Source organism: Sphingomonas sp. NIBR02145 (assembly GCF_027359115.1).
Lineage (GTDB): Bacteria > Pseudomonadota > Alphaproteobacteria > Sphingomonadales > Sphingomonadaceae > Sphingomonas > Sphingomonas kyeonggiensis_A.
In genome coordinates this window covers 3,031,214-3,054,817 of the sequence record NZ_CP114791.1, presented here as the reverse complement: position 1 = coordinate 3,054,817, position 23,604 = coordinate 3,031,214, and the positions used below count along the sequence as shown (strand labels likewise).

The window sequence follows — 23,604 nt, the reverse complement described above, 5'->3', positions numbered from 1 at the left end:
CTCAGGCTACACTCTCCGAGCCGAGGGTGGGCTCGACGCGCTGGCGGCGGGCCTTGGCGGTGACGATCAGATAGATGCCGCCGACGATCATCGGCAGGCACAGCACCTGGCCCATATGGATGACATGCTCGAAGATCGTGCCGGCGAACTGCGAATCCGGCTCGCGGAAATATTCGACGAAGAAGCGGAAACAGCCATAGCCGAGCAGGAAGATGCCGACGAGCTTGCCGGGCTCGTAGCGCGCCTTGGTGCGCCAGAAGGCGTAGGCGAGGATGGCGAACAGGAGCGCGCCTTCGAGCAGGGCCTCGTAGAGCTGGCTCGGATGGCGGGCGAGCGGGCCGGCGCCGGGGAAGACGATCGCCCAGGGCAGTTCCGCCGGCTTGCCCCACAGCTCGCCGTTCACGAAGTTCGCGAGGCGGCCGAAGAACAGGCCGAAGGGCGCGCAGCAGGCGACATAGTCATGGACGCGCAGCCAGTTCAGCCCCTGCTGGCGGCACATCAGGATGATCGCCAGCGTGGTGCCGATCACGCCGCCATGGAAGGACATGCCGCCGTCCCACAGCCGCAGGATGCGCAGTGGCTCGAGGAACATTTCCGGCGCGTAGAAGATCACATAGCCAAGGCGTCCACCCAGGATGATGCCGAGCGTCGCGTAGAAGACGAGGTCGTCGGCGTGCTTCTTGCTCATCGGGGCGCCGGGCTGGCGGATCATGCGAAGCAGATACCACCAGCCGACCAGGATGCCGGCGATATAGGCCAGCGAATACCATTTGATCTGGAAGAAGCCGAGATCGAGCGCGACCTTGTTCAGGCCGAGATCCTGGAAGTGGATATGATCGGCCGCCGCGGCAGCCAGGGTGGAAAGCAGCACTGTCGGTCCCTCCGGGTGTAGCGCCCCGATAGAACAGGCTCGGTGCAAACCCAAGTGCATCTTCAACTGGGGCGGGGATGACACATCAAGGGCCGCAGGATAGAGCGGGCGGGATGAAGGTCGATGTCGGCAAGCTCCAGAAGCTGGATCGGCGCACGCTGCTGATCGGCGGCGGCGTGGGCGTGGGGCTGGTGGTCGCCTGGGCGGTATGGCCGCGGACCTATCTCCCCAATCTCACCGCGGCGCCGGGCGAGAGCCTGTTTGGCGCCTGGATCAAGATCGGTACCGACGGGCATGTCTCGGTCGCGGTGCCGCAATGCGAGGAAGGGCAGGGCGTGTTCACCGCCATGCCGCAGATCATCGCCGACGAGCTGGGCGCGGACTGGAAGCTGGTCGGCGTCGAACCGGCGCCGCTCAATCCGCTCTACGCCAATCCGCTGGCGGCCGAGGAATTGTTCGAGCTGGCGCTGGGCGGCCTGCCCGAGCAGCTGCGCCGCACCCATGCCGCCCGCACCGGGCTGATGCTCACCGGTTGCTCGACGTCGATCCGCAGCTTCGAGGATCAGCTGCGCCATGCCGGCGCCACTGCGCGGGTGCTGCTGTGCAAGGCGGCCGCGCGCCGCTGGGGGACGGAATGGCAGAGCTGCGACACCGCCGCCGGCCAGGTGATCCACGGCAATTCGAAGCTCGGCTTCGGCGCATTGGCGGCGGAAGCCGCGGCGGAAAGCGTGCCCGGCGACGTGCCGCTGCGTACCGGCGAGACCAACCGGCTTTTCGGCCAGCCGCTGCCGCGGCTCGACGCGCCGGCCAAGGTTGATGGCAGCCTGGTCTATGCCGCCGATGTCCGTCTGCCGAACATGGTGTTCGCGTCGATCCGGATGGGGCCGATCGGCGAGACCGAGCTGGTGAAGCTGGATCGGGCGGCGGCGAACAAGATCCCCGGCATGCTCTCGATCGTGACCACGAAGGACTGGGTCGCGACGATCGCCAATAATGGCTGGGCGGCGGAGAAGGCGATCGACGCGATGCGTCCGCGCTTCAAGACGCCCGAGGAGGTGATCAACAATGATTCGATCGCCGATGCGCTGAACGCCGCGTTCGATGCCGACGGCGCCCGCGTTCATGAGGCAGGGAACCTCGCCGCCGATTTCCGTGGCGCCAAGGTGGTGTCGGCCGAATATCGCGTCGATGTAGCGCTCCATGCCGCACTCGAGCCGATGACCTGCACCGCGCATTATCATGACGGGCTGCTCTCGATCTGGCTGCCGACCCAGGCACCCGGGCTGGCGCGCGCCGCGGCGGCGCGGGCGGTCGGCATCTCGGAAGGCGCGGTGACGGTGCACGCAACGATGGCGGGCGGCTCGTTCGGCGCCAAGCTCGAGCATGAAGTGGCGGCGCAGGCGGCCCTGCTCAGCCAGAGCGTCGGCCGGCCAGTGCAGCTCACCTGGCCGCGCGGCGAGGACATGCGGCACGACCGCTATCGTCCGCCGGCGATCGGGCGGATGACCGGCAAGCTCAATCCGCAGGGACAGGTGACCGGCCTGCTTGCCAAGATCTCGACGCCGGAGACGGGGCGCGAGCTGGCGACGCGGCTGCTCGGCGGCGATCCGGTGGTGCAGGCGTCGCTAGCGCTGCCGGGCAAGGGCGATCCTTCGGCGGTAGCAGGTGCGCAGCCCGCCTATGGCATCGCCAATTATGCGGTGGACCATCATCCGGCCGCGATCGGCGTGCCGACCGGATACTGGCGCTCGGGGGCGCATAGCTATACCTGCTTCTTCACCGAGAGCTTCATGGACGAGCTGGCGCATGTCGCCGAGCAGGACGCGGTCTCGTTCCGCATGGCGATGCTTGGCGGCGAGACGCGGCTTGCCCGATGCCTGCAGACCGCGGCCCAACTCGGCGGCTGGCAGGGCGGGCAGCCCGGCAGCGGCCAGGGCATCGCCTGCCATGCGTTTCGCGGCTCCTATATCGCGGTGATGGCCGAGGCGCGGCTCGAGGGACGCAAGGTCAAGGTCGAGCGGCTGGTAGCGGCTGTGGACTGTGGGCGGGTGGTGAACCCGGACCTGGTCACCCAGCAGATCGAGGGCGGGCTGCTGTTCGGCATGGCGGCGGCGCTCGCGGGTTCGACCAGCTTCACCGAGAATGTCGCGGACGTACGCGAGCTCTCCGAGCTTGGCCTTCCGACGCTGGCGGACGCGCCGGACATCACCGTCGAGATCCTGCGCAACGGCGCCGATCCCGGCGGCGTGAGCGAGCTCGCGGTACCGCCGGTCGCGCCCGCCATCGCCAACGCGCTGCAATCGGCAAGCGGGGTGCGCTTCCGCGTGCTGCCGCTGCTCTCGGACGCCGAATGACCCTGCCCGCCGATCACCCGCCGGTTGCCGCGCCGAAGATCGGCGTACTGCTGGTCAACCTCGGCACGCCGGACGCGCCGGACGCGCCGTCGGTGCGGCGCTATCTCGGCGAGTTCCTGTCCGATCAGCGCGTCGTCGAGATTCCGCCGCTGCTCTGGCAGCCGATCCTGCGCGGCATCATCCTGCGCACCCGCCCGAAGAAGTCGGCGCATGCCTATCAGCAGGTCTGGCGCGAGGACGGTTCGCCGCTCGCCGCGATCACCAGGGCCCAGGCCCGGGCGCTCCAGGGCGCGTGGGGCGAGCAGGTGCTGGTCGATTACGCGATGCGCTATGGCTCGCCCGCGATCGGCGAGCGGATCGCCGCACTGAAGGCGCAGGGTGCCGAGCGCATCCTGATCGCGCCGCTCTACCCGCAATATTGCGGGGCGACGACGGCGACCGCCAATGACAAGGCGTTCGAAGCGCTGGCCGCGCTGCGCTGGCAGCCGGCGATCCGCACGCTGCCGCCTTATCATGACCATCCCGCCTATATCGCCGCGCTGAAGACGTCGGTGGAGGAAAGCCTCGCGAAGCTCGATTTCGAGCCCGATGCGATCCTAGCCAGTTTCCACGGCATGCCGGCGCGCACGCTGGAACTGGGCGATCCCTATCATTGCCACTGCCAGAAAACGGCGCGGCTGCTGCGCCAGGCGCTGGGCCGCGAACTGGTCATCACCTTCCAGTCGCGCTTCGGCCGGGCGAAATGGCTCGAACCGGCGACTGATGCGACGCTGGCGGCGCTGCCGGGCAAGGGCGCGAAGAAGGTCGCGATCCTGGCACCGGGCTTCTCGGCCGACTGCCTCGAAACGCTGGAGGAGCTGGCGATCCGCGGGCGCGAGACGTTCCTCGGCGCGGGTGGCACTCATTTCGCCTATCTCCCCTGTCTCAACGACAGCGAAGGCGGCATGGCGATGTTGCGTACAATTTTGAGCGAGGAGCTTGCGGGCTGGAGCCAGCCTGCCTAGCGTTTCGCGAAACCCCGGTAATTGGAGAGGATAAGGCATGGCACGCGTAGCGATCGTGACGGGCGGCACCCGCGGCATTGGCGAGGCGATCAGCCTTGCCCTCAAGGACGCCGGGATGATCGTCGCCGCCAACTATGCCGGCAACGAGGAGAAGGCCAAGGCCTTCACCGAGCGCACCGGTATCGCTTCGTACAAATGGGATGTGGGCGATTATGACGCCTGCCATGCGGGCGTGAAGCAGGTCGAGGCCGAACTCGGCCCGGTCGATGTGGTGGTCAACAATGCCGGCATCACCCGCGACGGCACCATCCTCAAGATGAGCCGTGACATGTGGGAGGATGTGATCCGCATCAACCTGGGCGGCTGCTTCAACATGGCGCATGCGGTGTTCCCGGGCATGCGCGACCGGAAGTGGGGCCGCATCGTCAATATCGGCTCGATCAACGGCCAGGCCGGCCAGTACGGCCAGGTCAACTACGCCGCCGCCAAGTCGGGCATCCACGGCTTCACCAAGGCACTGTCGCAGGAAGGCGCGCGTTTCGGCGTGACCGTGAACGCGATCGCGCCGGGTTATATCGACACCGACATGGTCGCCGCGGTGCCGCCCGAAGTGCTCGAGAAGATCGTCGCCAAGATCCCGGTCGGCCGTCTCGGCCAGGCGCACGAGATCGCGCGCGGCGTTGCGTTCCTCTGCTCGGACGAGGCCGGCTTCGTCACCGGATCGACGCTGTCGATCAACGGCGGCCAGCACATGTACTGATATGACGAGGGCCGCCCCTTGGGGCGGCCCTCAGCCCTCGATACGCTACGCGAGGGAAAAACGGTTCTGCCGTAACAACACCCTTGTCCTAGCGCAGTTCCCTTTATTTTCTCCTGAACGCACTGGTCATCTGGCGTTCATCTTTCCGGCACTGGTCCTCGGGCGCCCAGTCGCTATGAGCGAGCGTGATGCTGTTTCGCTCCGCAATCGCCCTGTTCTCGCTGGCTTTCATCCTGCTGCTGTCGGCGTCGGGGCGCGAGGGCCGCGACCTGTTCGGCAGGACGCCGCGGATGACGGTGGAGCGGGTGCCGCTCGATCTGCACGATCCCGCGCGCACTCGGGTGGGGGCGCTCACCTATCTTGGCGGCATCAGGCTCAGGAGCCCGGAGCGGGCGTTCGGTGGCTTCTCCTCGATGCGGATCAAGGGCGATGACTTCACCCTGCTCAGCGATGGGGGTACCTTCATCCGCTTCCGCATGGGCAAGGACTGGGCGCCGCGCGACGTGCAGTTCGGCGACCTGCCGGATGGCCCGAGAAACGGCTGGCTCAAGGCGGATCGCGATTCGGAATCGATGACCAGCGATCCGGCCACCGGGCAGGTCTGGGTCGGTTTCGAGCAATATAACGCGATCTGGCGCTATGACGCGGACCTTATCCGTGCCGAGCGCAGTGCCCGCCCGCCCGCGATGCGCGACTGGTCGGACAATGGCGGGCCCGAATCACTGGTGCGCCTGCATGATGGCAGCTTCGTCGTGCTCGGCGAGACTTCGCGGCCCAAGGGCAGCCGGATCGGTCGCGAGGGGCTTTTGTTTCCCGGTGACCCGACCATTCCGGGCACCAAGCCGGTCCGCTTCGTCTACATGCCGCCCAATGAGCTGTACGACCCAAGTGACGCGGTGCAGTTGCCGGATGGCCGGCTGATCGTGCTCAACCGGCGCTTCTCGGTGTCCGGGCTGTTCACCGCCAAGCTGACCCTGATCGATCCCCGCGCGATCCGCCCCGGCGCGGTGCTGCGCGGCACCGAGATCGCCACGCTGGCCGCGCCGCTGCTCCACGACAATTACGAGGCGCTGGCAGTGACCCGCGAAGGCGACGACACGATCCTGTGGATCGCATCGGACGACAACCAGCAATTCTGGGAATGGTCGCTGCTGCTCAAGTTCCGGATCGAGTTCGCGAAGCGCTGAGGGTTGCCGGCGGCAGGGGATCGAACCCGCACCCGGTCTCCCGGGATCGCTGTAGCGATACGTCTACCAATTCCGTCACGCCGGCGGAATCCGCACATGCGAAAAGCCCGCCCTCCGCCTGGAGAACGGGCTCGCATTGAGCCGTCGAAGGAACGGGCTGTTAGGCCGCGGTCTTCTCGGCCGACGCCTTGCGCACTTCGCGCTTCAGGCGACGGGCACGCAGCGACAGATCGTCGTCGCTGGTCTTGAGCAGCCAGTTGTCGAGGCCGCCATTGTGCTCGACCGAACGCAGGCCGTGCGTCGAAACGCGCAGGCGCACGCTGCGGCCCAGCGAATCGCTGATCAGCGTGACGTTCTGCAGGTTCGGCAGGAACGTACGCTTGGTCTTGTTGTTGGCGTGGGAAACGTTGTTACCCACCTGCCGGCCCTTGCCGGTCAGCTCGCAAATGCGCGACATCGCTTGATATCCTGGTTTGAGCCCTGGCGAACCACGGCCGGAAAGGCGGCGCGAATAACCGTAATGGGACGGAGCGTCAACCGATTCGCTCGAAGAAACGCCTTGTACCCATGCAACCGGCATGGTTGATGCGGCGTTGATTACGCAAACGATTCAATTGGGGAGATGAAGCGATGCGTGGAATTCTCGTGCTTATCGGACTGATCGCGCTTGCTGTCGTGGTGCTGATGTCGGTCGGCATGCTGCGGATCGAGCAGCAGCAGGGCGCGACCATGCCCACGATCACCTTCGATGCAAAGGGCGGCCAGTTGCCCAAATTCAAGGCCGAAACGGGATCGGTGGGGATCGGAACCACCAACACGACCGTTGCAGTCCCGACGGTAGAGATGAAGAACACCACGGTCACCTTGCCCACCATCGAAGTGAAGCAGGCCGGCGCCACTCCGACGCCGACGCCCGCCGCGAAGTGATGGCAGTGCGCCCCGGACCCATCGTGGCGGCGATCCTGCTGCCGCCGCTGGGCACGTACCTGGCAAGGGGTGCGGGGCGCGACTTCTGGATTACGTGCGGACTGACGGTGCTCGGGTTCCTGCCCGGTGTCGCGTTCGCGCTGTGGAGCGTGCTGCGCGATTCGTCCGCGAAGCCTGCCGAACCGGCAACTGCTTAACTGATCCCCGGCTTTCGCCGGGGAACACTTGGGAAGAACAGCCGTCTCGGCTACGCACCTTTCCATGTTCCCGCTCCCCGAACCGATGCGCCTGGCGCTCGATGCCGCCCGAGCGGCCGCCGAGGCCGGCGAGGTGCCGGTGGGTGCGGTGCTGGTGCATGACGGCAAGGTAATCGCCACCGCGGCCAATGCGCCGCGCACGCTCCACGACCCCACCGCCCATGCCGAGATGCGGGTGATTCGCGCCGCTGCCGAGCGGCTGGGCCGCGAGCGGCTCGAGGACTGCGACCTGTGGGTGACGCTCGAGCCCTGCGCGATGTGCGCCGGCGCGATCGCGCATGCCCGGATCGCGCGGATCTATTACGGCGCCGGCGATCCCAAGGGCGGCGCGGTGGAGCATGGCCCCCGCTTCTTCAGCCAGCCCACCTGCCACCACCGCCCCGAGCTCTACCCCGGCATCGGCGAGGCCGAGGCGGGCGAGATCCTGCGCGATTTCTTCCGCGAACGGCGCGGCTAAGCTGTCATTTCATTGCGCGGATGCAACACCGGTTGCCGCATGGCCCCCTGTGCGGATATGAAGGCGCCACACCATGTTAGCGCCTTTCCCCTGGATAGACGTAGCGATCATCTTCGCGCTGATCGTTCTCAACGGCCTTTTTTCGATGTCCGAGCTGGCGATCGTCTCGTCGCGCACTGCGCGGCTGGAGGCCATGGCTCGGGCTGGTCGCAGCGGTGCGGGCGCCCGTACCGCGATCCAGCTCGCCGCCGATCCGGGCAAGTTCCTCTCCACCGTGCAGATCGGCATCACGCTGATCGGCATCATCGCCGGTGCCTATTCGGGCGCCAGCCTCGGCGAGCCGACCGCGCAGCGAATCGCGCTGCTGGGGGTCAGTGACGAGCTGGCGCATACGCTCGGCATCGCGATCGTCATCGGCCTCACCACCTTCGGCTCGCTGGTCGCGGGCGAACTGGTGCCCAAGCAGTTCGCGCTGCGCTCCCCCGAGCCGATCGCGGTGCTCGTGTCGGTGCCACTGCTGTGGATCAGCCGCCTGACCGCGCCGCTGGTCTGGCTGCTCGATTCGACGACCAAGCTGATCTTCCGCCTGATCGGGCTCGACCGCGAATCGGAGAACCGGGTCACCGCCGAGGAGCTGCACCTGCTGGTCGCCGAGGCCAGCAAGTCGGGCGTGATCGAGGAGCATGAGCGCTCGATCATCTCCAGCGTCGTCCGCCTTGCCGATCGGCCGGTGCGCGAAGTGATGACGCCGCGCACCGATGTCGACTGGGTCGATGTGAACCTCGACGCCGACGGCATCCGCGAGGCGCTGCTGCTCACGCCGCACACCCGTCTGCCGGTGGCCGAGGGCTCGGTCGATACGGTGATCGGCGTGGTCCAGGCCCGCGACATCGCCGCCGCGCTGTTCCGCGGCGAGGCGCTAGACCTGCGCAAGCTGATGCGCGAGGCGCCGATCCTGCCCGATACGGTCGATGCGATGGACGCGCTGGGCGCGCTGCGCCGGGCCGAGGTGCCGATGGGGCTGGTGCATGACGAATATGGCCATTTCGAAGGCATTGTGACCCCGGCCAACCTGCTCGCGGCGATCGCCGGCGAGCTGGCATCGGACGTCGAGCCGGGCGACAATCCCAATATCGTGACCCGCGAGGACGGCTCGCTGCTGGTCTCGGGCCAGATGCCGGCGGACCTGCTGGCCGAGAAGCTCGGCCTCGATCTCGACGAGGACCGCGACTACGCCACCGTCGCCGGCCTGGCGCTGGCGGTGCTCAAGCACCTGCCGACCGAGGGCGAGAGCTTTGTCGAGCAGGGCTGGCGTTTCGAGATCGTCGACATGGACGGGCGCAAGATCGACAAGCTGCTGGTCGACCGGGCGGAGAAGTAACGGGCGGGCGCTGCGCCGCCCGTGCTTCCAACAGCGCGTGCGCGGCGACTCGCGAAAGTACACGAAGTACAGGCCAAGAGCGGGTTTCGCGGCCCGCCATTTCCCCTGTTTTCCCGGGAGCGCGGTGCACCTCGCAACTTTCTTGCGCGGGCGTGATCCTATTTTTCCAACCGGTTCAAGGAGCGGCCGGCCCAGGGGGCTGGCCGCGCCGGCCAGCAGACGAAATCCTGCATTGCAAGCGCGGCAGAGCCGCTCCCCGGCGAAAGCCGGGGTCCAGGGTCGTAAGCGGGACGGCAGAGAAACCCTGGGCCCCGGCTTTCGCCGGGGAACCGAGGAACGGCAGTGTCAGAGCTTTCCGAACACGCCCTCGAAGCCGGCAATGTCTTCCTTCGCCAGGAAGCTTGCCTGCTCGATCCAGCGGTCGCGGTGGATGCGGCCCTGGAAGTCGCCGAGCTTGGCGTCGAGCGCATCGGCTTCCTCGGGAGTGAGCGCCGCGAGCTGGGCGAAGCTGGTGATGCCGACGCTGTTGAGCTTCTCGCCCAGCCGCGGGCCGACGCCCTTCATGCGAGTGAGGTCGTCCGCAGCCGGCGTGGCGGGGGCGACTGCCGGTTCGGGTGCCGCCGTGACCGGTTCGGGCGCGGCTTCGGGCGCGGCCGCGACAGGCTCGGGCTCCGGTGCGGGCGCCGGCTCGGCATGCGCGGGTTCGGCGATGTCCGAAGCGAGCGATGCGGGCGACGCCTCGAGCGGCGCGGCGGCGGCGATGGGTTCGTCGGCGAGCGGCTCCGCGACAGGTGCCTCCTCGACAACGGGCGGAAGCGGCGCCGGGACGATCTCGGCGGCCGGCTCGGGTGCGGTCACGGGCTCGGGCTCCGCAACCGGGGCGGGCGCCGGGGCTACAGGTTCGGGCTCCACAACCGGAGCGGGAATCTCGGCAACGGGCTCGGGTGCCGGCGGGGCGATGGGAGCCTCGGCGAGAGGCGGTGGCGGCGGAGCGACCGGCGGGGTGATCGGCCGGGCGGTCGCTTCCTCGCGATATTCCTCGTTGAACTCCTCGATCTCCTCGCGCGCCTTGTTGCGGCGAGAGGCGAGGCGGGCCCCGAAGATCAGGATGAACAGCGCGAAGACCACTCCCGCCGCGATTGCCGCGAACGGGAGGGTCAGCCAGACCGGGGCTCCGTCAAAGAGCGGTTGCGTGCTGTCCATCTGCGCTTTCCCCGTCATGCAAGTTTGCGATTCCGGGCACCTGCATAACGTGGTGCGGCGCAGCGCGACAAGCTAGTCGCTCGACCCCGGCTTGGAGTGTCCCGAATCGGCAAGCTTCACCAGCCGGGTGAACTCGGCCCGCCAGTAGTTGCTGGAGGCCGGCGCGAGGGCGCCGATCTGGGTGTAGCTGTAGCCGTTGAGATATTTGTCGCCGCGCAGATGCTGGCCGAACGCGGCGACCGAGGTGACGAAGGCCATGTCGCCGCTGGGCGCACGGGCGCCCTGCATCAGGCTGGCCGGCACCGGGCGCTCGATCAGCTTCGAGGTCTCGCTGCCGGGCGCCTTGTAGCGGAGTTTGACGAAGGCCATCTCGCTGCCGCTCGAGGCTGCGGTGGCCGGGCGATTGGCATCGTAGCGCCGATCCGGCGTCCACCCCTGGGCATTGGCGGGGACGACTTCGTAGAGCGCGGTCACCTGATGCCCCGCGCCGATATCGCCGGCATCGACGGTATCGTTGTTGAAGTCCTCCTCGGCCAGCGCGCGGTTCTCATAGCCGATCAGGCGATACTGCTTCACCTGGGCGGGGTTGAACTCGACCTGGACCTTCACATCCTTGGCGATGGTGAAGAGCGTGGCGGAGAGCTCGTCGTCGAGCACCTTGCTCGCCTCCATCGCGCTGTCGATATAGGCATAGTTGCCGTTGCCGACATCGGCGATGCGCTCCATCATCGCTTCGTTATAATTGCCCTGGCCGAAGCCGAGCGTGGTGAGGGTGATGCCGTCGTCGCGGTTCTTCTTCACCAGCGCCTCGAGCGCCTTCTTGTCGTTGATGCCGACGTTGAAGTCGCCATCCGTGGCCAGGAAGATGCGGTTGATCCCGCCTTTCATGTAGTTGGCCCGCGCCACCGAATAGGCGAGCTGGATGCCCTCGCCGCCCGCAGTGGAGCCGCCGGCCGAGAGGCAATCGAGCGCGGCCTTCACATATTCCTTCCTGTAGGTCGGCTCGAGCACCACGCCTGCGGCGCCTGCATAGACGACGATCGAGACGCGGTCCTTCGCGGTCAGCCCGTCGGCGAGCTGGGTGAGCGCCTTCTTGACCAGCGGAAGCTTGTCGGTGTCCTCCATCGATCCCGAGACATCGACGAGGAAGACGAGATTGGCCGGCGGGCGCCCCTTCGCGTCCACGTCATAGCCGCGCAGGCCGATGCGCAGCAGCCTCGTCTCGGCGTTCCACGGCGTGGTCGAGACGTCGGTGGTCACGCTGAACGGCACGTCCTGCGAGGTCGGGCGCGGATAATCGTAGCGGAAATAGTTGATCATCTCCTCGGTGCGCACCGCGTCGGCGGGCACGTCCTGACCCTGGGTCAGGAAGCGGCGGACATTGGAATAGGCACCGGTGTCGACATCGACCGAGAAGGTGGAGACGGGCTGCTCGGCAACCGCCTGGATCGAGGCGACGGCCTTGCCGTCATAGCGCTCGGTATTGCCTGGCGCGCCATAGGGCTGGGGGCCGGCGATCCTGCCGCCGGTTACCACGGGTGCTCCCGCGACATACCCGTTTGCGACGCGCTTCTGGGCGGTGACGCTCAGCGCTTCGGCCATTGGCGCGGACGGCGGCGGCGGCGGAGCCGGCATCGGTTCGGGCGTGGGCATCACCGTCGGCAAGGGCGGCGGAGCATAGGTCGGCACCGGCCGGCGACGGACGGTGTCGCGTGTCCGGTCATTGTCGTCGCGCACGCAGCGGACCGGCGAATGGCGGTCCTGGCTGGCGGCGACCGGCCCTGCCTTGGGCAAGGGCGGCGGCGCGGCGGAGGTGGTGAGCAGGGCGGAACAACCGATCAACAGTGCGGAACGCGACATGGCAACTCTCCCCTTCAGAGTGCGGCGCGCGAGTCGCTGCGCGCCCAGGGATGGAATGTCGCGTTTTCGAGATGAGCGCCAGATGAACGAGATGTTATCATGTATCATTTCAATTTGTGTAATTTGCGCGGATTTGCCGCATTGAATCGGGCGTCGCGGTCTGTCCGGCGGGCAAACCTCCTAAGATAGGAGGGAGAATGTGAGACAGAATTGCTTCAACGGATATCGCCCAGCCAGGTTAAGTTAGGAATGTTCATCCACGGGTTCGAAGGCTCGTGGCTGAAGCATCCCTTCTGGCGCTCGCGATTCCTGCTGGAGCGGCCGGCCGACCTGGTGCTGCTCCGGACATGCGACGTGACTGCGGTGGTGATCGATCTCAGCCGCGGTGTCGGCCCCGATCCGTCCGCGCCGCCACCGCCACCGGCGCCCATGTTCCTTCCCGAGCCGCTGGCCGAGGCCGTGAAGGCCGATCGCGACTATGCCCGGCGGACGATCGCCCGGGCGCATGGCGTGGCGCGTGGGATCTATGAGAGCGCCGGCCAGGGCCTGCCGATCGATGCGCGCGAGGCGACCGCGGTGGTGGCGGAGATCGCCGATTGCGTTGCGCGCAATCCCGGCATGTTCGTCGACATGGCGCGGCTCAAGTCCAAGGACGAATATACCTATCTCCACTCGGTCTCGGTCTGCGGGCTGATGGTCAATCTGGCGCGCCAGATCGGGCTTGATGACGAGGCGATGCGCGCGATGGGGCTGGCCGGGCTGCTCCACGATGTCGGCAAGACCAGCGTGCCGGCCACGGTGCTCAACAAGCCCGGCCGGCTCGACGATGCCGAGTTCGCGATGATCAAGCGGCACCCCGAGGCCGGCCATGCGATGCTGCGCGGTGCCGAAGGGATCAACCAGGAGGCGCTGGACGTCTGCCTGATGCATCATGAGAAGATGGACGGCAGCGGCTATCCGTTCGGCCTCGAGGGCGCGGAGATCAGCCTGGCCGCGCGGATGGGCGCGATCTGCGACGTGTTCGACGCGCTGACCTCCGACCGTGCCTACAAGGATCGCTGGACCCCGCTCCGCGCGGTCACCGAGATGTTCGGCTGGACCGGCCATTTCGATCCGGAACTGCTGTTCCAGTTCTGCCGCAGCATCGGCGTGGCGCCGACCGGGCTGCTGGTGCGGATGGCATCCGGCCGGCTCGGCGTGGTGCTGCCCGATGGCGGGCAGGGCCTGCGCAGCATGGTCCGCCTATTCTACTCGGCCGAGCACCGCCGGATGATCCCGCTCGAGGATATCTTCCGCGGGATGAAGGAAGTCGTGGTCGGGCTGGAAAACCCGGCGGACTGGGGCTTTTCCGATTGGGATGCCGCGGTCCGCCTGCTTTCCGAAGGCCATAACGCGCTGCCGGATTCGCAGCGTTAGCCCTCGCGCGCGATCTCCCGCCAGCCGATGTCGCGCCGGCAGAAACCCGTCGGGAACTCGATCGCATCGACCGCTGCATAGGCCGCCGCCTGCGCGTCCTTCACCGTGTCGCCCAGCGCGGTCACGTTGAGCACGCGGCCACCGCTTGCAACCAGCATGTCGCCGTCCATCCGGGTGCCGGCATGGAAGACCTTGGCGCCGGTGGCCTCCGCCTTGTCGATGCCGGTGATCGCGCCGCCGGTCTCGGGCGTGCCGGGATAGCCGTTGGCGGCCATCACCACGGTGAGCGCGGTCTTCGCGGCGAAGGTCGGGGCCGGCTGGCTGGCGAGCTCGCCCTTGGCTACCGCGAGCATCAGCGCGAGCAGGTCGCCGGTGAAGCGCATCATCAGCACCTGGCATTCGGGATCGCCGAAGCGGGCGTTGTACTCGATCAGCTTCGGGCCGGTCGGGGTCAGCATCAGCCCGGCATAGAGCACGCCCGAATAGGGTGCCCCCATCCGTGCCAGTGCCTCGATCGTGGGGCGGACGATCTCGTCGATCGCCTGGGTCTCCAGCGCCGGGGTCAGCACCGGGGCGGGGCTGTAGGCGCCCATGCCGCCGGTGTTCGGGCCGGTATCGCCATCCCCGACGCGCTTGTGGTCCTGCGCCGATCCGAACGGGACGAGCGTCTCGCCATCGGTCAGCACGAACAGGCTGGCTTCCTCGCCTTCCAGGAATTCCTCGATCACCACGCTGGCGCCGGCATCGGCAAAGATCGCGCGGACCGCGCCTTCGGCTTCCTCATGGGTGAAGGCGACGGTGACGCCCTTGCCCGCGGCCAGGCCGTCGGCCTTGATGACGACCGGCAGGCCGAAATCCTCGAGCGAAGCGAGCGCGCCGTCGCGGCTCTCGCAGCGGACATAGCCGGCGGTCGGGATCTTCTCGCGAGCGCACAGATCCTTGGTGAAGCCCTTCGATCCTTCGAGCTGGGCGGGCAGCTTGTTCGGCCCGAACACGGCGATGCCCATGGTGCGCAGATTGTCGCCGAGACCCGCGACCAGCGGTGCCTCGGGCCCGATCACGACGAAGCCGATCGAATGGCGCAGGCAGAAATCGATCACGCCGCGATGGTCGTTCACCGCGATGTCCACGATTTCGGCATGCTCGGCTATTCCCGGATTGCCCGGGGCGGCGTAGAGCCGTTCGAGCAGCGGCGATTGTGCGAGCTTCCATGCAAGAGCATGTTCGCGGCCGCCCGAGCCGAGCAACAGGACATTCATGAGCGACCCCTTCTTCGATACACCAGCGCGGCTCGTAGCCGAGCAGGTGGCGGGCGACAACGCACCGGCGCTATCGGTCAGCGAATTATCTCTGGCCCTCAAGCGAATGGTCGAAGGCGAGTTCGGCCATGTCCGCCTGCGCGGCGAGATTTCGGGCTGGAAGCGGGCGGCTTCGGGCCATGCCTATCTGGCGCTGAAGGATACCGATGCGGTGATCGACGGGGTGATCTGGCGCGGTGCCGCCAGCGCAATCCCGTTCGCGCCGCAGGACGGGCTGGAGGTGATCGTCACCGGCAAGCTGACCATCTATCCGGGGCGCAGCAAATACCAGATCGTCATCGAGCGGATGGAGCTGGCCGGCGAAGGCGCGCTGATGGCGCTGTTCGAGAAATTGAAGGCCAAGCTCGCGGGCGAGGGGCTGTTCGACCGCGCCCGCAAGCAGCCATTGCCGTACATGCCCAGGGTGATCGGCGTGGTCACTTCGCCGACCGGCGCGGTGATCCGGGACATCCTGCATCGGCTCGCCGACCGCTTCCCGAGCCATGTGCTGGTCTGGCCGGTGAAGGTGCAGGGAGACGGCGCGGCGCAGGAAGTCGCCAATGCGATCCGCGGCTTCGATGCGCTGGGCGAGGGCAGTGCGGTGCCGCGGCCCGACCTGCTGATCGTCGCGCGCGGCGGCGGCTCGATCGAGGATCTCTGGGCGTTCAACGAGGAGGTCGTGGTGCGCGCGGTCGCCGACTGCCGAATCCCGGTGATCTCCGCCGTCGGCCACGAGACCGATACCAGCCTGTGTGACTATGCCGCAGACCTGCGCGCGCCGACGCCGACCGCGGCGGCCGAGATCGCGGTGCCGGTGCTGGCGGACGTGCGCCACACCATCGCGACGCTCGCGCACCGCACCGAGCGCTGCGTGCGCCGCTATCATGAGCGCGCCGGCGAGCGGCTGGCGGCCTTGGTCCGCGTGCTGCCGCGCCGCGACGCGCTGCTCGGGCCGCAGCGCCAGAAGATGGACGATCTCGGCGGCCGGCTCGATCGCGCGCTGGAGCGCCGCGTCACCGTGGCGCGCGGCGTGCTCGATCGCTCCGCGGGCGCGCTGCGCCCGGCGATGCTCGACCAGAAACTCTCCGCGGCGCGGCAGCTGCTGGAAGGGATCGGCCGGCATCTCGACCTGGTTCATCCCAATCGCCCGCTCGAGAAGGGCTATGCCTGGGTCGAGGCGCGCGGCACCAGGAAGGTGATCGGCACCGCCGACGCCGCGCGCGGCGCCGGTGCCGTGACGCTCCACTTCATCGACGGGGCCGTCGATGCGCGGGTTGAGCGCCCGGGCGCCAAATCCTATGATGCGCCCAAGCCCGAACAGCCCAGCCTGTTGTAAGAGAAGAGCCATTTCGAGGATGCCGCGCCCATGCTGATGTCGAACCCCGTCGCCCGCGCGGCTCGCCTCCACTTCATGGCCAATGGCTTTCGCGTGCTGACCCCGGGCGATCACGTCGTCTGCGCGGTCAGCGGCGAGAAGGTGCCGCTGCAGATGCTGCGCTACTGGAGCGTCGCCCGGCAGGAACCCTATGCCTCCGCCGCGCTGGCGATGCAGGCGATGCAGGGTTGAGGGGGCACCGCTGATGGGACTCGCAGCACGACTGCCCGCCGCCGTTCTGGGCTTCGTGCTGCTCGGCAGTGCCCAGCTTCCCGCCCTGCCGGGCTCCCCGGTCGCGGAGGCGATCGCCGCGCCGATTCCCGCCGCCCCCAATGTCGCCGGGCCCTTCGCCTTCCAGGGCCAGCTGATCCAGGGCGGCGCCGTGATCGGCACCGCGCCCAAGGGCGCCAGCATGCTTACGCTCGACGGGGAACCGGTGCCGGTAACGCCGGATCGCAAGTTCCTGATCGCCTTTGATCGCGACCATGGCCCGAGCGCAACGCTGATCGCGACCATGGGCGACGGCAGCCAGCAGCGCCAGGTGCTGGCGATCGCGCCGCGTGCCTGGGATATTTCACGTTTGGATACACTTCCGAAATATCCGGTGCCGCGTCCGGAGTTCGAGCGGGTGCGCCCGGCAGAGCTCGCGCAGATCAACGCGGCGCGGAAAATGCAGACCGATGCGACCGGCTGGCGGCAGATGCCCTTCTTCTGGCCGGCGGTTGGGCGCATCTCCACGCTGTTCGGTTCGCAACGCATTTATCGCGGTGAGCCGGGGTCCTATCATTCCGGAATCGACATCGCCCGGCCGACCGGCACGGCGGTGCTTGCACCGGCCGATGGTGTGGTCATCCTTGCTGCTGCCAAGCCCTTCACATTGGAGGGGAATTTGCTGATGATCGATCATGGCGCGGGGCTCAACAGCGCCTTCATGCACCTGTCGCGAATCGACGTGAAGCTGGGCGAGCATGTCCGCCGGGGCCAGCCGATCGGCGCCGTGGGGATGACGGGGCGCGCGACGGGGCCGCATTTGCACTGGAGTCTCAAGTGGCGTGACGCGCGGATCGATCCGCTGCTTGTCGCGGGGTCGATGCCTGTTATCGATTGAGGCGCGAATGTGTCGCGCTGCAACATAAAGCAACATAAAACGAGGTTGTTGCGCAATATTCTGCCCGTTGTTGTGGCATTTTGGCTACAGGTTTGTTGAAAGCGCGCGCAGCATGGCCTTCCCAGTTTACAGGGAGGGGGTCCACATTCACGATCCGTTCAAGCTTCGCCATCCCGACACGTGAGTTGCACACGAATGGATGGTGAAGCGGGGAGACAATCCGGCTGTAAAACAGCCGGACAACAGAGGGATCATCATGAAGAACTCGCAGATCACCCTGCGCGGTAGCACGGCGCTGTTTGCGCTCGTACTCGCGGGCGCGACGGCGGCTACGCCGGCTTTCGCCCAGACCACGCCGACGCCGACCCCGTCGACGACCGTCCCGACCACTCAGGACAGCAGCAGCCAGGACGAAGGCACGATCGTCGTCACCGGCTCGATGTTCCAGAGCGCCGCCGGTGCGGCGACCCCGTCGCCGGTCACCGTCGTGACCGCCGAGAATCTCGACAAGCGCGGCATCTCGACGGTGCAGGACGCCATCCAGTCGCTCGCTTCGAACAACGGCCCGGCGCTGACCAACAGCTTCTCGGCCAACGGCGCGTTCGCTGCCGGCGCTTCGGCCGTTTCGCTGCGCGGCCTTTCGACCAACTCGACGCTCGTGCTGTTCGACGGCCTGCGCGCGGCCTACTACCCGCTCGCCGACGACGGTTCGCGTAACTTCGTCGACCTGAACACCATTCCCGACGACATCATCGAGCGCATCGAAGTGCTGCGCGACGGCGCTTCGTCGACCTACGGCGCAGACGCGATCGCGGGCGTGGTCAACATCATCACCAAGAAGGAAGTGAAGGGCTTCAGCGCACGCGCCGAAGCAGGCATTTCCGATCGCGGCGACGCTCCGAGCTATCGCCTGACGGCTTCGGCCGGCACCGGCGACCTCGATGAGGACGGCTACAACGCCTATATCTCGGGCTTCTGGTACAAGTCCGAAGCGCTGATGAACAAGGATCGTCCGTATCCGTACAACTCGGACGACCAGCAGGGCATCTGCTTCGAGGGTCACTGCGGCGGCACCTCGGTCCGCAACGCGATCAACCCGGCCACCGGCCAGGTCGCGCTCAGCACCGGCGCCAACTTCATGGTTCGCCCGTACGACATCACCAACACCACCACGCCTGCTGGCAGCCGTTACCAGAACCTGAGCGGTTGCGGCATCGGCACGCTGGTCAACCTGACCGCGGCGCAGCAGACCGCGACGTCGCCGTCTTCGGTCTGCCAGTATGACGCGACCAACCTGTGGGGCACCATCACGCCGAACATCGAGCGCTTCGGCGTTTCGGGCCGCGTGACCGCTCGCCTGGGTGACACGATCGAGGCATATGCCGAGGTCAACTTCATGCAGAGCAGCGTGGACTACACCGGCTTCCCGGCGACCATCTACGGCACTGCGCCGACCGGCATCAACTTCCCGACCTTCGCGACCAACTCGAACACCGTTCCGCCGCGCGCGGCCGGCTCGGGCATCCTGGCGCTTCCGGTCTATGTCTGCGCCCGCGCCAACGGCGCTTCGGCGACGATGGTCAACGGCGTCCCGACGGTTCCGGGCTGCACCGCGGCCAATGGCACGCTGAACCCGAACAACCCGTTCGCGGCAGCCGGCCAGGTCGCTCGCCTGATCGGTATGGACACCAGCGAAGTCACCTATAACGCGACCCGCAACCGTGCATATCGCGGCGCCCTCGGCGTCACCGGCAACCTCACCGACAACATCACCTTCAACGTCGGTGCGACTGCGATGCACACCGACCTGCGTCGCACGCAGGACGGCTATGTCTACATCCAGCACCTGCTCGATGTGATCGCGGACGGCACCTACAACTTCCGCAACCCGTCGGCGACGCCGCAGTCGGTCCGTGACTATCTGACCCCGGTCAACGTCACGAACGCCAGCTCGGATCAGTTCCAGTTCCAGGCGAGCGTCAGCGCTGCCGTGGTCGACCTTCCGGGTGGCCCGCTGCAGATCGGTGTCGGCGGCTCGATCCGTTACGAAGCCGTGGATGCCCCCAGCGGCAACTCGGACATCAACGGCCCGACCCAGCGCTACTTCACGCTGAACGCCTTCGGCACCAGCGGTAATCGTACCATCAGCTCGGCCTTCGCCGAACTCGATGCGCCGATCACCGAGTGGATCGGCCTGAACGCTTCGGGTCGCTATGACCGTTACTCGAGCGGCCAGGACGCCTTCTCGCCGAAGGTCGGCCTGAAGGTCACCCCGATCAAGCAGATCGTGGTGCGCGGCACCTACTCGCGCGGCTTCCGTATCCCGTCGTTCGGCGAAGCTAACGCTCTCCCGACCACCGGCTACGTCACGCCGTCGTCGAGCGCGTTCACCAACGCCTATCTGTCGCAGTACGGCGCGGCCTGCACCGTGGCCAACTTCGCAGCGGGCTGCCCGGCCTATGTGAAGCAGAGCTATGGTCTGACCACGCTCGCCAGCCCGAACCTGAAGCCCGAAAAGTCGCGCAGCTGGACTGCCGGCGCGATCTTCGAGCCGGTGCGCGGCATCTCGTTCACCGTCGACTACTACAACATCGAGAAGACCGGTGCGATCACCTCGCCGGATACCGGTTCGGCGCTGCAGGCATATTATGCCGGCACGGCGATCGATCCGACGATCACGATCATTCCGGACGCGCCGGACATCAACAACCCGACCGCGAAGCCGCGTGTTGCGTTCATCCAGTCGACGCTGATCAACGCCGACACGATCAAGGCGGAAGGCCTGGACTTCACCGCCAGCGCCGACTTCAAGGTCACGGATGGCTTCCGCGTCTCGACCTCGGTCGAAGCCAGCTACATCCTGAAGCTGTCGACGATCGTGAATGGTGTTGAGCAGCGCTATGACGGCACGCTCGGCAACTTCAACCTGACCTCGGGCAACGGCACGCAGAAGTGGCATGGCAGCTGGCTGACCACGCTCGACTTCGGCAGCCTGCAGGTGAACGGCACCGTCAACTATTTCGGCGGGTACAACCTGTCCGCGATGGACCAGGGCGATGCCTATAAGGATTGCGGATCGAGCCTCGGCATCACGCCGTGCGACGTCAGCGATTACATCACCTTCGACATGAGCGCTCGCGTGAAGATCAACGACAAGTTCACGATCTACGGTGTCGTGAACAACGTCTTCGATCGCCTGCCTCCGATCGATCCGGTCACCTACGGTGCCAACAACTACAACGCAGTCCAGGGCGGCAACGGCATCCTGGGCCGCTATCTGAAGATGGGCGTGAAGGTGAACTACTAAGTCTCACCGGACTGCCAGACAAAATGGGGGCGGCTCCTTCGGGAGCCGCCCCTTTCTTTTGCCTGCGATAGCGGGAAGCATCCGCCGCCCCGGAGCCAGCCGGAACGGCGGAAGGTCAGGCGACCGACAGCGCCAGCGCCCCGTCGCCTTCGTCGATCTTCACCGTCGATCCGTCCTTCACGTCGCCGCGCAGGATCATGTCGGCCAGCGGATCCTGGAGGTAGCGCTGCACCGCCCTTTTCAGGGGACGCGCGCCATAGACCGGATCGTACCCCACCCGGCCCAGCCAGGCGCGGGCGGCATCGGTCAGGTCCAGCCCGATCTTGCGATCCTTGAGCAGCTTCGCGACGCGGTTCACCTGGATGTCGACGATCGGCGCCATGTGCTCGGCCGCCAGCCGGTGGAACAGGATGATCTCGTCCAGCCGGTTGAGGAACTCCGGGCGGAAATGCGCGCGGACGATCTCCATCACCTGCGGCTCGACGCTCTCGACCGACTGCCCCTCGCCGAGATTGGTGAGGAACTGGCTGCCCAGGTTCGAGGTCAGGATCACGATCGTGTTCGAGAAATCGACCGTGCGGCCCTGGCCGTCGGTCAGGCGCCCGTCGTCGAGCACCTGCAGCAGCACGTTGAACACGTCGCCATGCGCCTTCTCGACCTCGTCGAACAGCACGACCTGATAGGGCCGCCGCCGTACCGCCTCGGTCAGCACGCCGCCTTCCTCATAGCCGACATAGCCGGGAGGGGCGCCGATCAGCCGCGCGACCGCGTGCTTCTCCATGAACTCGCTCATGTCGATGCGCACCATCGCGTTGGGATCGTCGAACAGGAATTCGGCGAGCGCCTTGGTCAGCTCGGTCTTGCCGACGCCCGTCGGGCCGAGGAACAGGAAGCTGCCCAGCGGCCGGTTCGGGTCCTGCAGGCCGGCGCGCGAGCGGCGCACCGCGGTTGACACGGCCTTCACCGCATCGGCCTGGCCGATGACGCGCTTGCCGAGCTGCTCCTCCATGTTGAGGAGCTTCTCGCGCTCGCCTTCCATCATCTTGTCGACCGGGATGCCCGTCCAGCGCGCGACCACCGCGGCGATGTCCTCGGCGGTCACTTCCTCGCGCAGCATCGCGCCGCGGCTGGTGTTCCGGGCCTCCGCCAGCTGTTTCTCCAGCGCCGGAATCGCGCCGTAGCTGAGCTCGGCCATCTTCGCGAGATCGCCGGCGCGCTGCGCCTGTTCGAGCTCGCCGCGCGCGGCATCGATCTGCGCCTTGATCTGCGCCTCGGCGTTGATCTTGTCCTTCTCGCCCTGCCAGCGGGTGGTCAGCTCGGCCGACTGCTGCTTGAGGTTGGCGAGTTCGCTCTCCAGCGAAGCAAGGCGGTCCCTGGACGCGGCATCGCTCTCCTTCTTCAGCGCCTCGCGCTCGATCTCGAGCTGCATGATCCGGCGATCGAGATTCTCGATCTCCTCGGGCTTGGACTCGACTTCCATGCGGATGCGCGACGCGGCCTCGTCCATCAGGTCGATCGCCTTGTCGGGCAGGAAGCGGTCGGTGATGTAGCGGTTGGACAGCGTGGCCGCCGCGACGATCGCGCCGTCGCTGATCCGCACGCCGTGGTGCAGGTCGTACTTCTCCTTGATTCCGCGCAGGATCGAGATCGTATCCTCGACCGTCGGCTCGCCGACGAACACCGGCTGGAAGCGCCGCTGCAGCGCGGGGTCCTTCTCGACGTACTTGCGATACTCGTCGAGCGTGGTCGCGCCGATGCAGTGCAGCTCGCCGCGGGCGAGCGCCGGTTTGAGCAGGTTGCCCGCGTCCATCGCGCCCTCGGTCTTGCCCGCGCCGATCAGCGTGTGCATCTCGTCGATGAACAGGATGATATGCCCTTCCGCGGCCTTGACCTCGTCGAGGACGCCCTTGAGCCGCTCCTCGAACTCGCCGCGATATTTCGCGCCGGCGATCAGCGAGCCCATGTCGAGCGACATGAGCGCGCGGTCCTTCAGCGTATCGGGCACGTCGCCATTGGCGATGCGCAGGGCGAGGCCTTCCGCGATCGCGGTCTTGCCGACGCCAGGCTCGCCGATCAGCACCGGATTGTTCTTGGTGCGGCGCGCCAGGATCTGGATGGTGCGGCGGATCTCCTCGTCGCGGCCGATCACCGGATCGAGCTTGCCGGCCCGCGCGGCCTCGGTCAGGTCGCGCGCGAACTTCTTGAGCGCGTCATAGCGATCCTCGGCGCCCGCCGTATCGGCGGTGCGCCCGCCGCGCAGCTGGTTGATCGCCGCATTGAGCGCCTCGGGCCGCGCGCCAGCCGCCTGCAACGCCTTGCCCGCCGCCGTATTCAGCGACAGCGCCAGCGCGACGAGCAGCCGCTCGACCGTGACGAAGCTGTCGCCGGCCTTCTGGGCGATCTGCTCGGCCTGGTCGAGCACGCGCACGGTGTCGTTGTCGAGCCCGGGTTGCTGCTGCGCGCCGCCACCCGAGACCGCGGGGATCTTGGAAAGCGCCAGATCGGTCTCGCTCAGCGCACGCTTCGCGTCGCCGCCGGCGGCGTTGATCAGCCCGCTGGCCATGCCCTGCTCGTCTTCGAGCAGCGCCTTCAGGAGGTGTTCGGGGGCAATCCGCTGATGGCTCATCCGGATCGCGACGGTAAGCGCCGACTGGAGGAAGCCCTTGGCGCGGTCGGTGAATTTCTCGAGGTTCATGCTCGTCCCTGTTGGTTCCTGCCCCGCGAGATAGTGTTGCAAAGATGCAACACAAGGGGCGCTTCCTGCGCTAGTCGTAACATGTAGTGACACAGCCGCCCGCGCCAAGTCACGGCGTGCGCTGGGCTTTGTTGCTTGTCCGAA

General features: G+C 67.1%; 19 protein-coding genes and 1 pseudogene. 13 read left to right on the top strand and 7 right to left on the bottom strand.

The genetic code is table 11. The features are described from left to right. Nucleotide 1: 1 nt before the first annotated feature. Complete coding sequence (lgt, locus tag O3305_RS13595; RefSeq protein WP_502958130.1) at nt 2–931, bottom strand: prolipoprotein diacylglyceryl transferase; 930 nt, start codon at nt 929–931, stop codon at nt 2–4. Between the two features lie 53 nt (nt 932–984). Here lgt and O3305_RS13590 point away from each other — a divergent pair, with 53 nt between their 5' ends. The 4 genes from O3305_RS13590 to O3305_RS13575 all read left to right on the top strand — a co-directional run bounded on the left by O3305_RS13590 (nt 985) and on the right by O3305_RS13575 (nt 6,176). After that, a complete protein-coding gene (locus O3305_RS13590; protein ID WP_269573037.1) occupies nt 985–3,225 on the top strand; it encodes a xanthine dehydrogenase family protein molybdopterin-binding subunit in 2,241 nt (746 codons plus the stop codon). Further along, nucleotides 3,222–4,229, top strand: a complete 1,008-nt coding sequence (hemH, locus tag O3305_RS13585) for a ferrochelatase (protein ID WP_269573036.1) — start codon at nt 3,222–3,224, stop codon at nt 4,227–4,229. Before O3305_RS13590 ends, hemH begins: the two co-directional genes overlap by 4 nt. Nucleotides 4,230–4,266: 37 nt before the next feature. Then, on the top strand, nt 4,267–4,989 hold the full coding sequence (phbB, locus tag O3305_RS13580) for an acetoacetyl-CoA reductase (protein WP_269573035.1): 723 nt from the start codon (nt 4,267–4,269) through the stop codon (nt 4,987–4,989). A gap of 188 nt (nt 4,990–5,177) precedes the next feature. Next, nucleotides 5,178–6,176: an esterase-like activity of phytase family protein gene (locus tag O3305_RS13575; RefSeq protein WP_269573034.1), complete on the top strand. Its 999-nt coding sequence runs from the start codon at nt 5,178–5,180 to the stop codon at nt 6,174–6,176. Between the two features lie 4 nt (nt 6,177–6,180). Here the strand turns inward: O3305_RS13575 and O3305_RS13570 are convergent. Next, nucleotides 6,181–6,261 (bottom strand): annotated as a pseudogene (locus tag O3305_RS13570). 75 nt (nt 6,262–6,336) lie between these two features. Next, nucleotides 6,337–6,633: a 50S ribosomal protein L28 gene (rpmB, locus tag O3305_RS13565; protein ID WP_116839891.1), complete on the bottom strand. Its 297-nt coding sequence runs from the start codon at nt 6,631–6,633 to the stop codon at nt 6,337–6,339. Between the two features lie 173 nt (nt 6,634–6,806). Here rpmB and O3305_RS13560 point away from each other — a divergent pair, with 173 nt between their 5' ends. The 4 genes from O3305_RS13560 to O3305_RS13545 all read left to right on the top strand — a co-directional run bounded on the left by O3305_RS13560 (nt 6,807) and on the right by O3305_RS13545 (nt 9,198). Continuing rightward, complete coding sequence (locus tag O3305_RS13560; protein WP_184164256.1) at nt 6,807–7,103, top strand: hypothetical protein; 297 nt, start codon at nt 6,807–6,809, stop codon at nt 7,101–7,103. 23 nt (nt 7,104–7,126) lie between these two features. Beyond that, nucleotides 7,127–7,300 (top strand): YqaE/Pmp3 family membrane protein, encoded by a 174-nt coding sequence (locus tag O3305_RS13555; RefSeq protein ID WP_269573033.1) that lies wholly within the window; start codon nt 7,127–7,129, stop codon nt 7,298–7,300. An 85-nt stretch (nt 7,301–7,385) separates the two neighbouring features. Beyond that, complete coding sequence (locus O3305_RS13550) at nt 7,386–7,817, top strand: nucleoside deaminase (protein WP_269576517.1); 432 nt, start codon at nt 7,386–7,388, stop codon at nt 7,815–7,817. A gap of 73 nt (nt 7,818–7,890) precedes the next feature. After that, complete coding sequence (locus O3305_RS13545; protein ID WP_184164262.1) at nt 7,891–9,198, top strand: hemolysin family protein; 1,308 nt, start codon at nt 7,891–7,893, stop codon at nt 9,196–9,198. Between the two features lie 345 nt (nt 9,199–9,543). On the opposite strand, the gene O3305_RS13540 is transcribed toward O3305_RS13545, so the two are convergent. Both O3305_RS13540 and O3305_RS13535 read right to left on the bottom strand, forming a co-directional pair. Further along, nucleotides 9,544–10,401, bottom strand: coding sequence for a helix-hairpin-helix domain-containing protein (locus O3305_RS13540; protein WP_269573032.1), 858 nt, complete (start codon nt 10,399–10,401; stop codon nt 9,544–9,546). 72 nt (nt 10,402–10,473) lie between these two features. Continuing rightward, nucleotides 10,474–12,261 carry a vWA domain-containing protein gene (locus O3305_RS13535; RefSeq protein ID WP_269573031.1) on the bottom strand — a complete coding sequence of 596 codons (1,788 nt, stop codon included), beginning with the start codon at nt 12,259–12,261 and terminating at the stop codon, nt 10,474–10,476. 249 nt (nt 12,262–12,510) lie between these two features. Between O3305_RS13535 and O3305_RS13530 the strand changes: the two genes are divergently transcribed. Further along, nucleotides 12,511–13,677: an HD-GYP domain-containing protein gene (locus tag O3305_RS13530; RefSeq protein ID WP_269573030.1), complete on the top strand. Its 1,167-nt coding sequence runs from the start codon at nt 12,511–12,513 to the stop codon at nt 13,675–13,677. Here the strand turns inward: O3305_RS13530 and purD are convergent. Next, nucleotides 13,674–14,936, bottom strand: coding sequence for a phosphoribosylamine--glycine ligase (gene purD, locus O3305_RS13525; protein WP_269573029.1), 1,263 nt, complete (start codon nt 14,934–14,936; stop codon nt 13,674–13,676). The two genes, O3305_RS13530 and purD, sit on opposite strands and share 4 nt — an antisense overlap. Here purD and xseA point away from each other — a divergent pair. The 4 genes from xseA (at nt 14,935) to O3305_RS13505 (ending at nt 20,765) form a co-directional block, all read left to right on the top strand. After that, nucleotides 14,935–16,311 carry an exodeoxyribonuclease VII large subunit gene (gene xseA / locus O3305_RS13520; RefSeq protein WP_269573028.1) on the top strand — a complete coding sequence of 459 codons (1,377 nt, stop codon included), beginning with the start codon at nt 14,935–14,937 and terminating at the stop codon, nt 16,309–16,311. The two genes, purD and xseA, sit on opposite strands and share 2 nt — an antisense overlap. A 30-nt stretch (nt 16,312–16,341) precedes the next feature. Further along, nucleotides 16,342–16,542 carry a DUF2093 domain-containing protein gene (locus tag O3305_RS13515; RefSeq protein WP_269573027.1) on the top strand — a complete coding sequence of 67 codons (201 nt, stop codon included), beginning with the start codon at nt 16,342–16,344 and terminating at the stop codon, nt 16,540–16,542. A 13-nt stretch (nt 16,543–16,555) separates the two neighbouring features. Next, nucleotides 16,556–17,458, top strand: a complete 903-nt coding sequence (locus O3305_RS13510) for a M23 family metallopeptidase (protein ID WP_269573026.1) — start codon at nt 16,556–16,558, stop codon at nt 17,456–17,458. Between the two features lie 256 nt (nt 17,459–17,714). Next, nucleotides 17,715–20,765, top strand: coding sequence for a TonB-dependent receptor domain-containing protein (locus O3305_RS13505; protein WP_269573025.1), 3,051 nt, complete (start codon nt 17,715–17,717; stop codon nt 20,763–20,765). 115 nt (nt 20,766–20,880) lie between these two features. On the opposite strand, the gene clpB is transcribed toward O3305_RS13505, so the two are convergent. Beyond that, nucleotides 20,881–23,460: an ATP-dependent chaperone ClpB gene (clpB, locus tag O3305_RS13500; protein WP_269573024.1), complete on the bottom strand. Its 2,580-nt coding sequence runs from the start codon at nt 23,458–23,460 to the stop codon at nt 20,881–20,883. Between the last annotated feature and the right edge of the window lie 144 nt (nt 23,461–23,604).

Coding starts and splice junctions, on each gene's coding strand:
- lgt (WP_502958130.1), bottom strand. CDS start 931: ATGCACTTGGGTTTGCACCGAGCCTGTTCTATCGGGGCGCTACACCCG.
- O3305_RS13590 (WP_269573037.1), top strand. CDS start 985: ATGAAGGTCGATGTCGGCAAGCTCCAGAAGCTGGATCGGCGCACGCTG.
- hemH (WP_269573036.1), top strand. CDS start 3,222: ATGACCCTGCCCGCCGATCACCCGCCGGTTGCCGCGCCGAAGATCGGC.
- phbB (WP_269573035.1), top strand. CDS start 4,267: ATGGCACGCGTAGCGATCGTGACGGGCGGCACCCGCGGCATTGGCGAG.
- O3305_RS13575 (WP_269573034.1), top strand. CDS start 5,178: ATGCTGTTTCGCTCCGCAATCGCCCTGTTCTCGCTGGCTTTCATCCTG.
- rpmB (WP_116839891.1), bottom strand. CDS start 6,633: ATGTCGCGCATTTGCGAGCTGACCGGCAAGGGCCGGCAGGTGGGTAAC.
- O3305_RS13560 (WP_184164256.1), top strand. CDS start 6,807: ATGCGTGGAATTCTCGTGCTTATCGGACTGATCGCGCTTGCTGTCGTG.
- O3305_RS13550 (WP_269576517.1), top strand. CDS start 7,386: ATGCGCCTGGCGCTCGATGCCGCCCGAGCGGCCGCCGAGGCCGGCGAG.
- O3305_RS13545 (WP_184164262.1), top strand. CDS start 7,891: ATGTTAGCGCCTTTCCCCTGGATAGACGTAGCGATCATCTTCGCGCTG.
- O3305_RS13540 (WP_269573032.1), bottom strand. CDS start 10,401: ATGGACAGCACGCAACCGCTCTTTGACGGAGCCCCGGTCTGGCTGACC.
- O3305_RS13535 (WP_269573031.1), bottom strand. CDS start 12,261: ATGTCGCGTTCCGCACTGTTGATCGGTTGTTCCGCCCTGCTCACCACC.
- O3305_RS13530 (WP_269573030.1), top strand. CDS start 12,511: ATGTTCATCCACGGGTTCGAAGGCTCGTGGCTGAAGCATCCCTTCTGG.
- xseA (WP_269573028.1), top strand. CDS start 14,935: ATGAGCGACCCCTTCTTCGATACACCAGCGCGGCTCGTAGCCGAGCAG.
- purD (WP_269573029.1), bottom strand. CDS start 14,936: ATGAATGTCCTGTTGCTCGGCTCGGGCGGCCGCGAACATGCTCTTGCA.
- O3305_RS13515 (WP_269573027.1), top strand. CDS start 16,342: ATGCTGATGTCGAACCCCGTCGCCCGCGCGGCTCGCCTCCACTTCATG.
- O3305_RS13510 (WP_269573026.1), top strand. CDS start 16,556: ATGGGACTCGCAGCACGACTGCCCGCCGCCGTTCTGGGCTTCGTGCTG.
- O3305_RS13505 (WP_269573025.1), top strand. CDS start 17,715: ATGAAGAACTCGCAGATCACCCTGCGCGGTAGCACGGCGCTGTTTGCG.
- clpB (WP_269573024.1), bottom strand. CDS start 23,460: ATGAACCTCGAGAAATTCACCGACCGCGCCAAGGGCTTCCTCCAGTCG.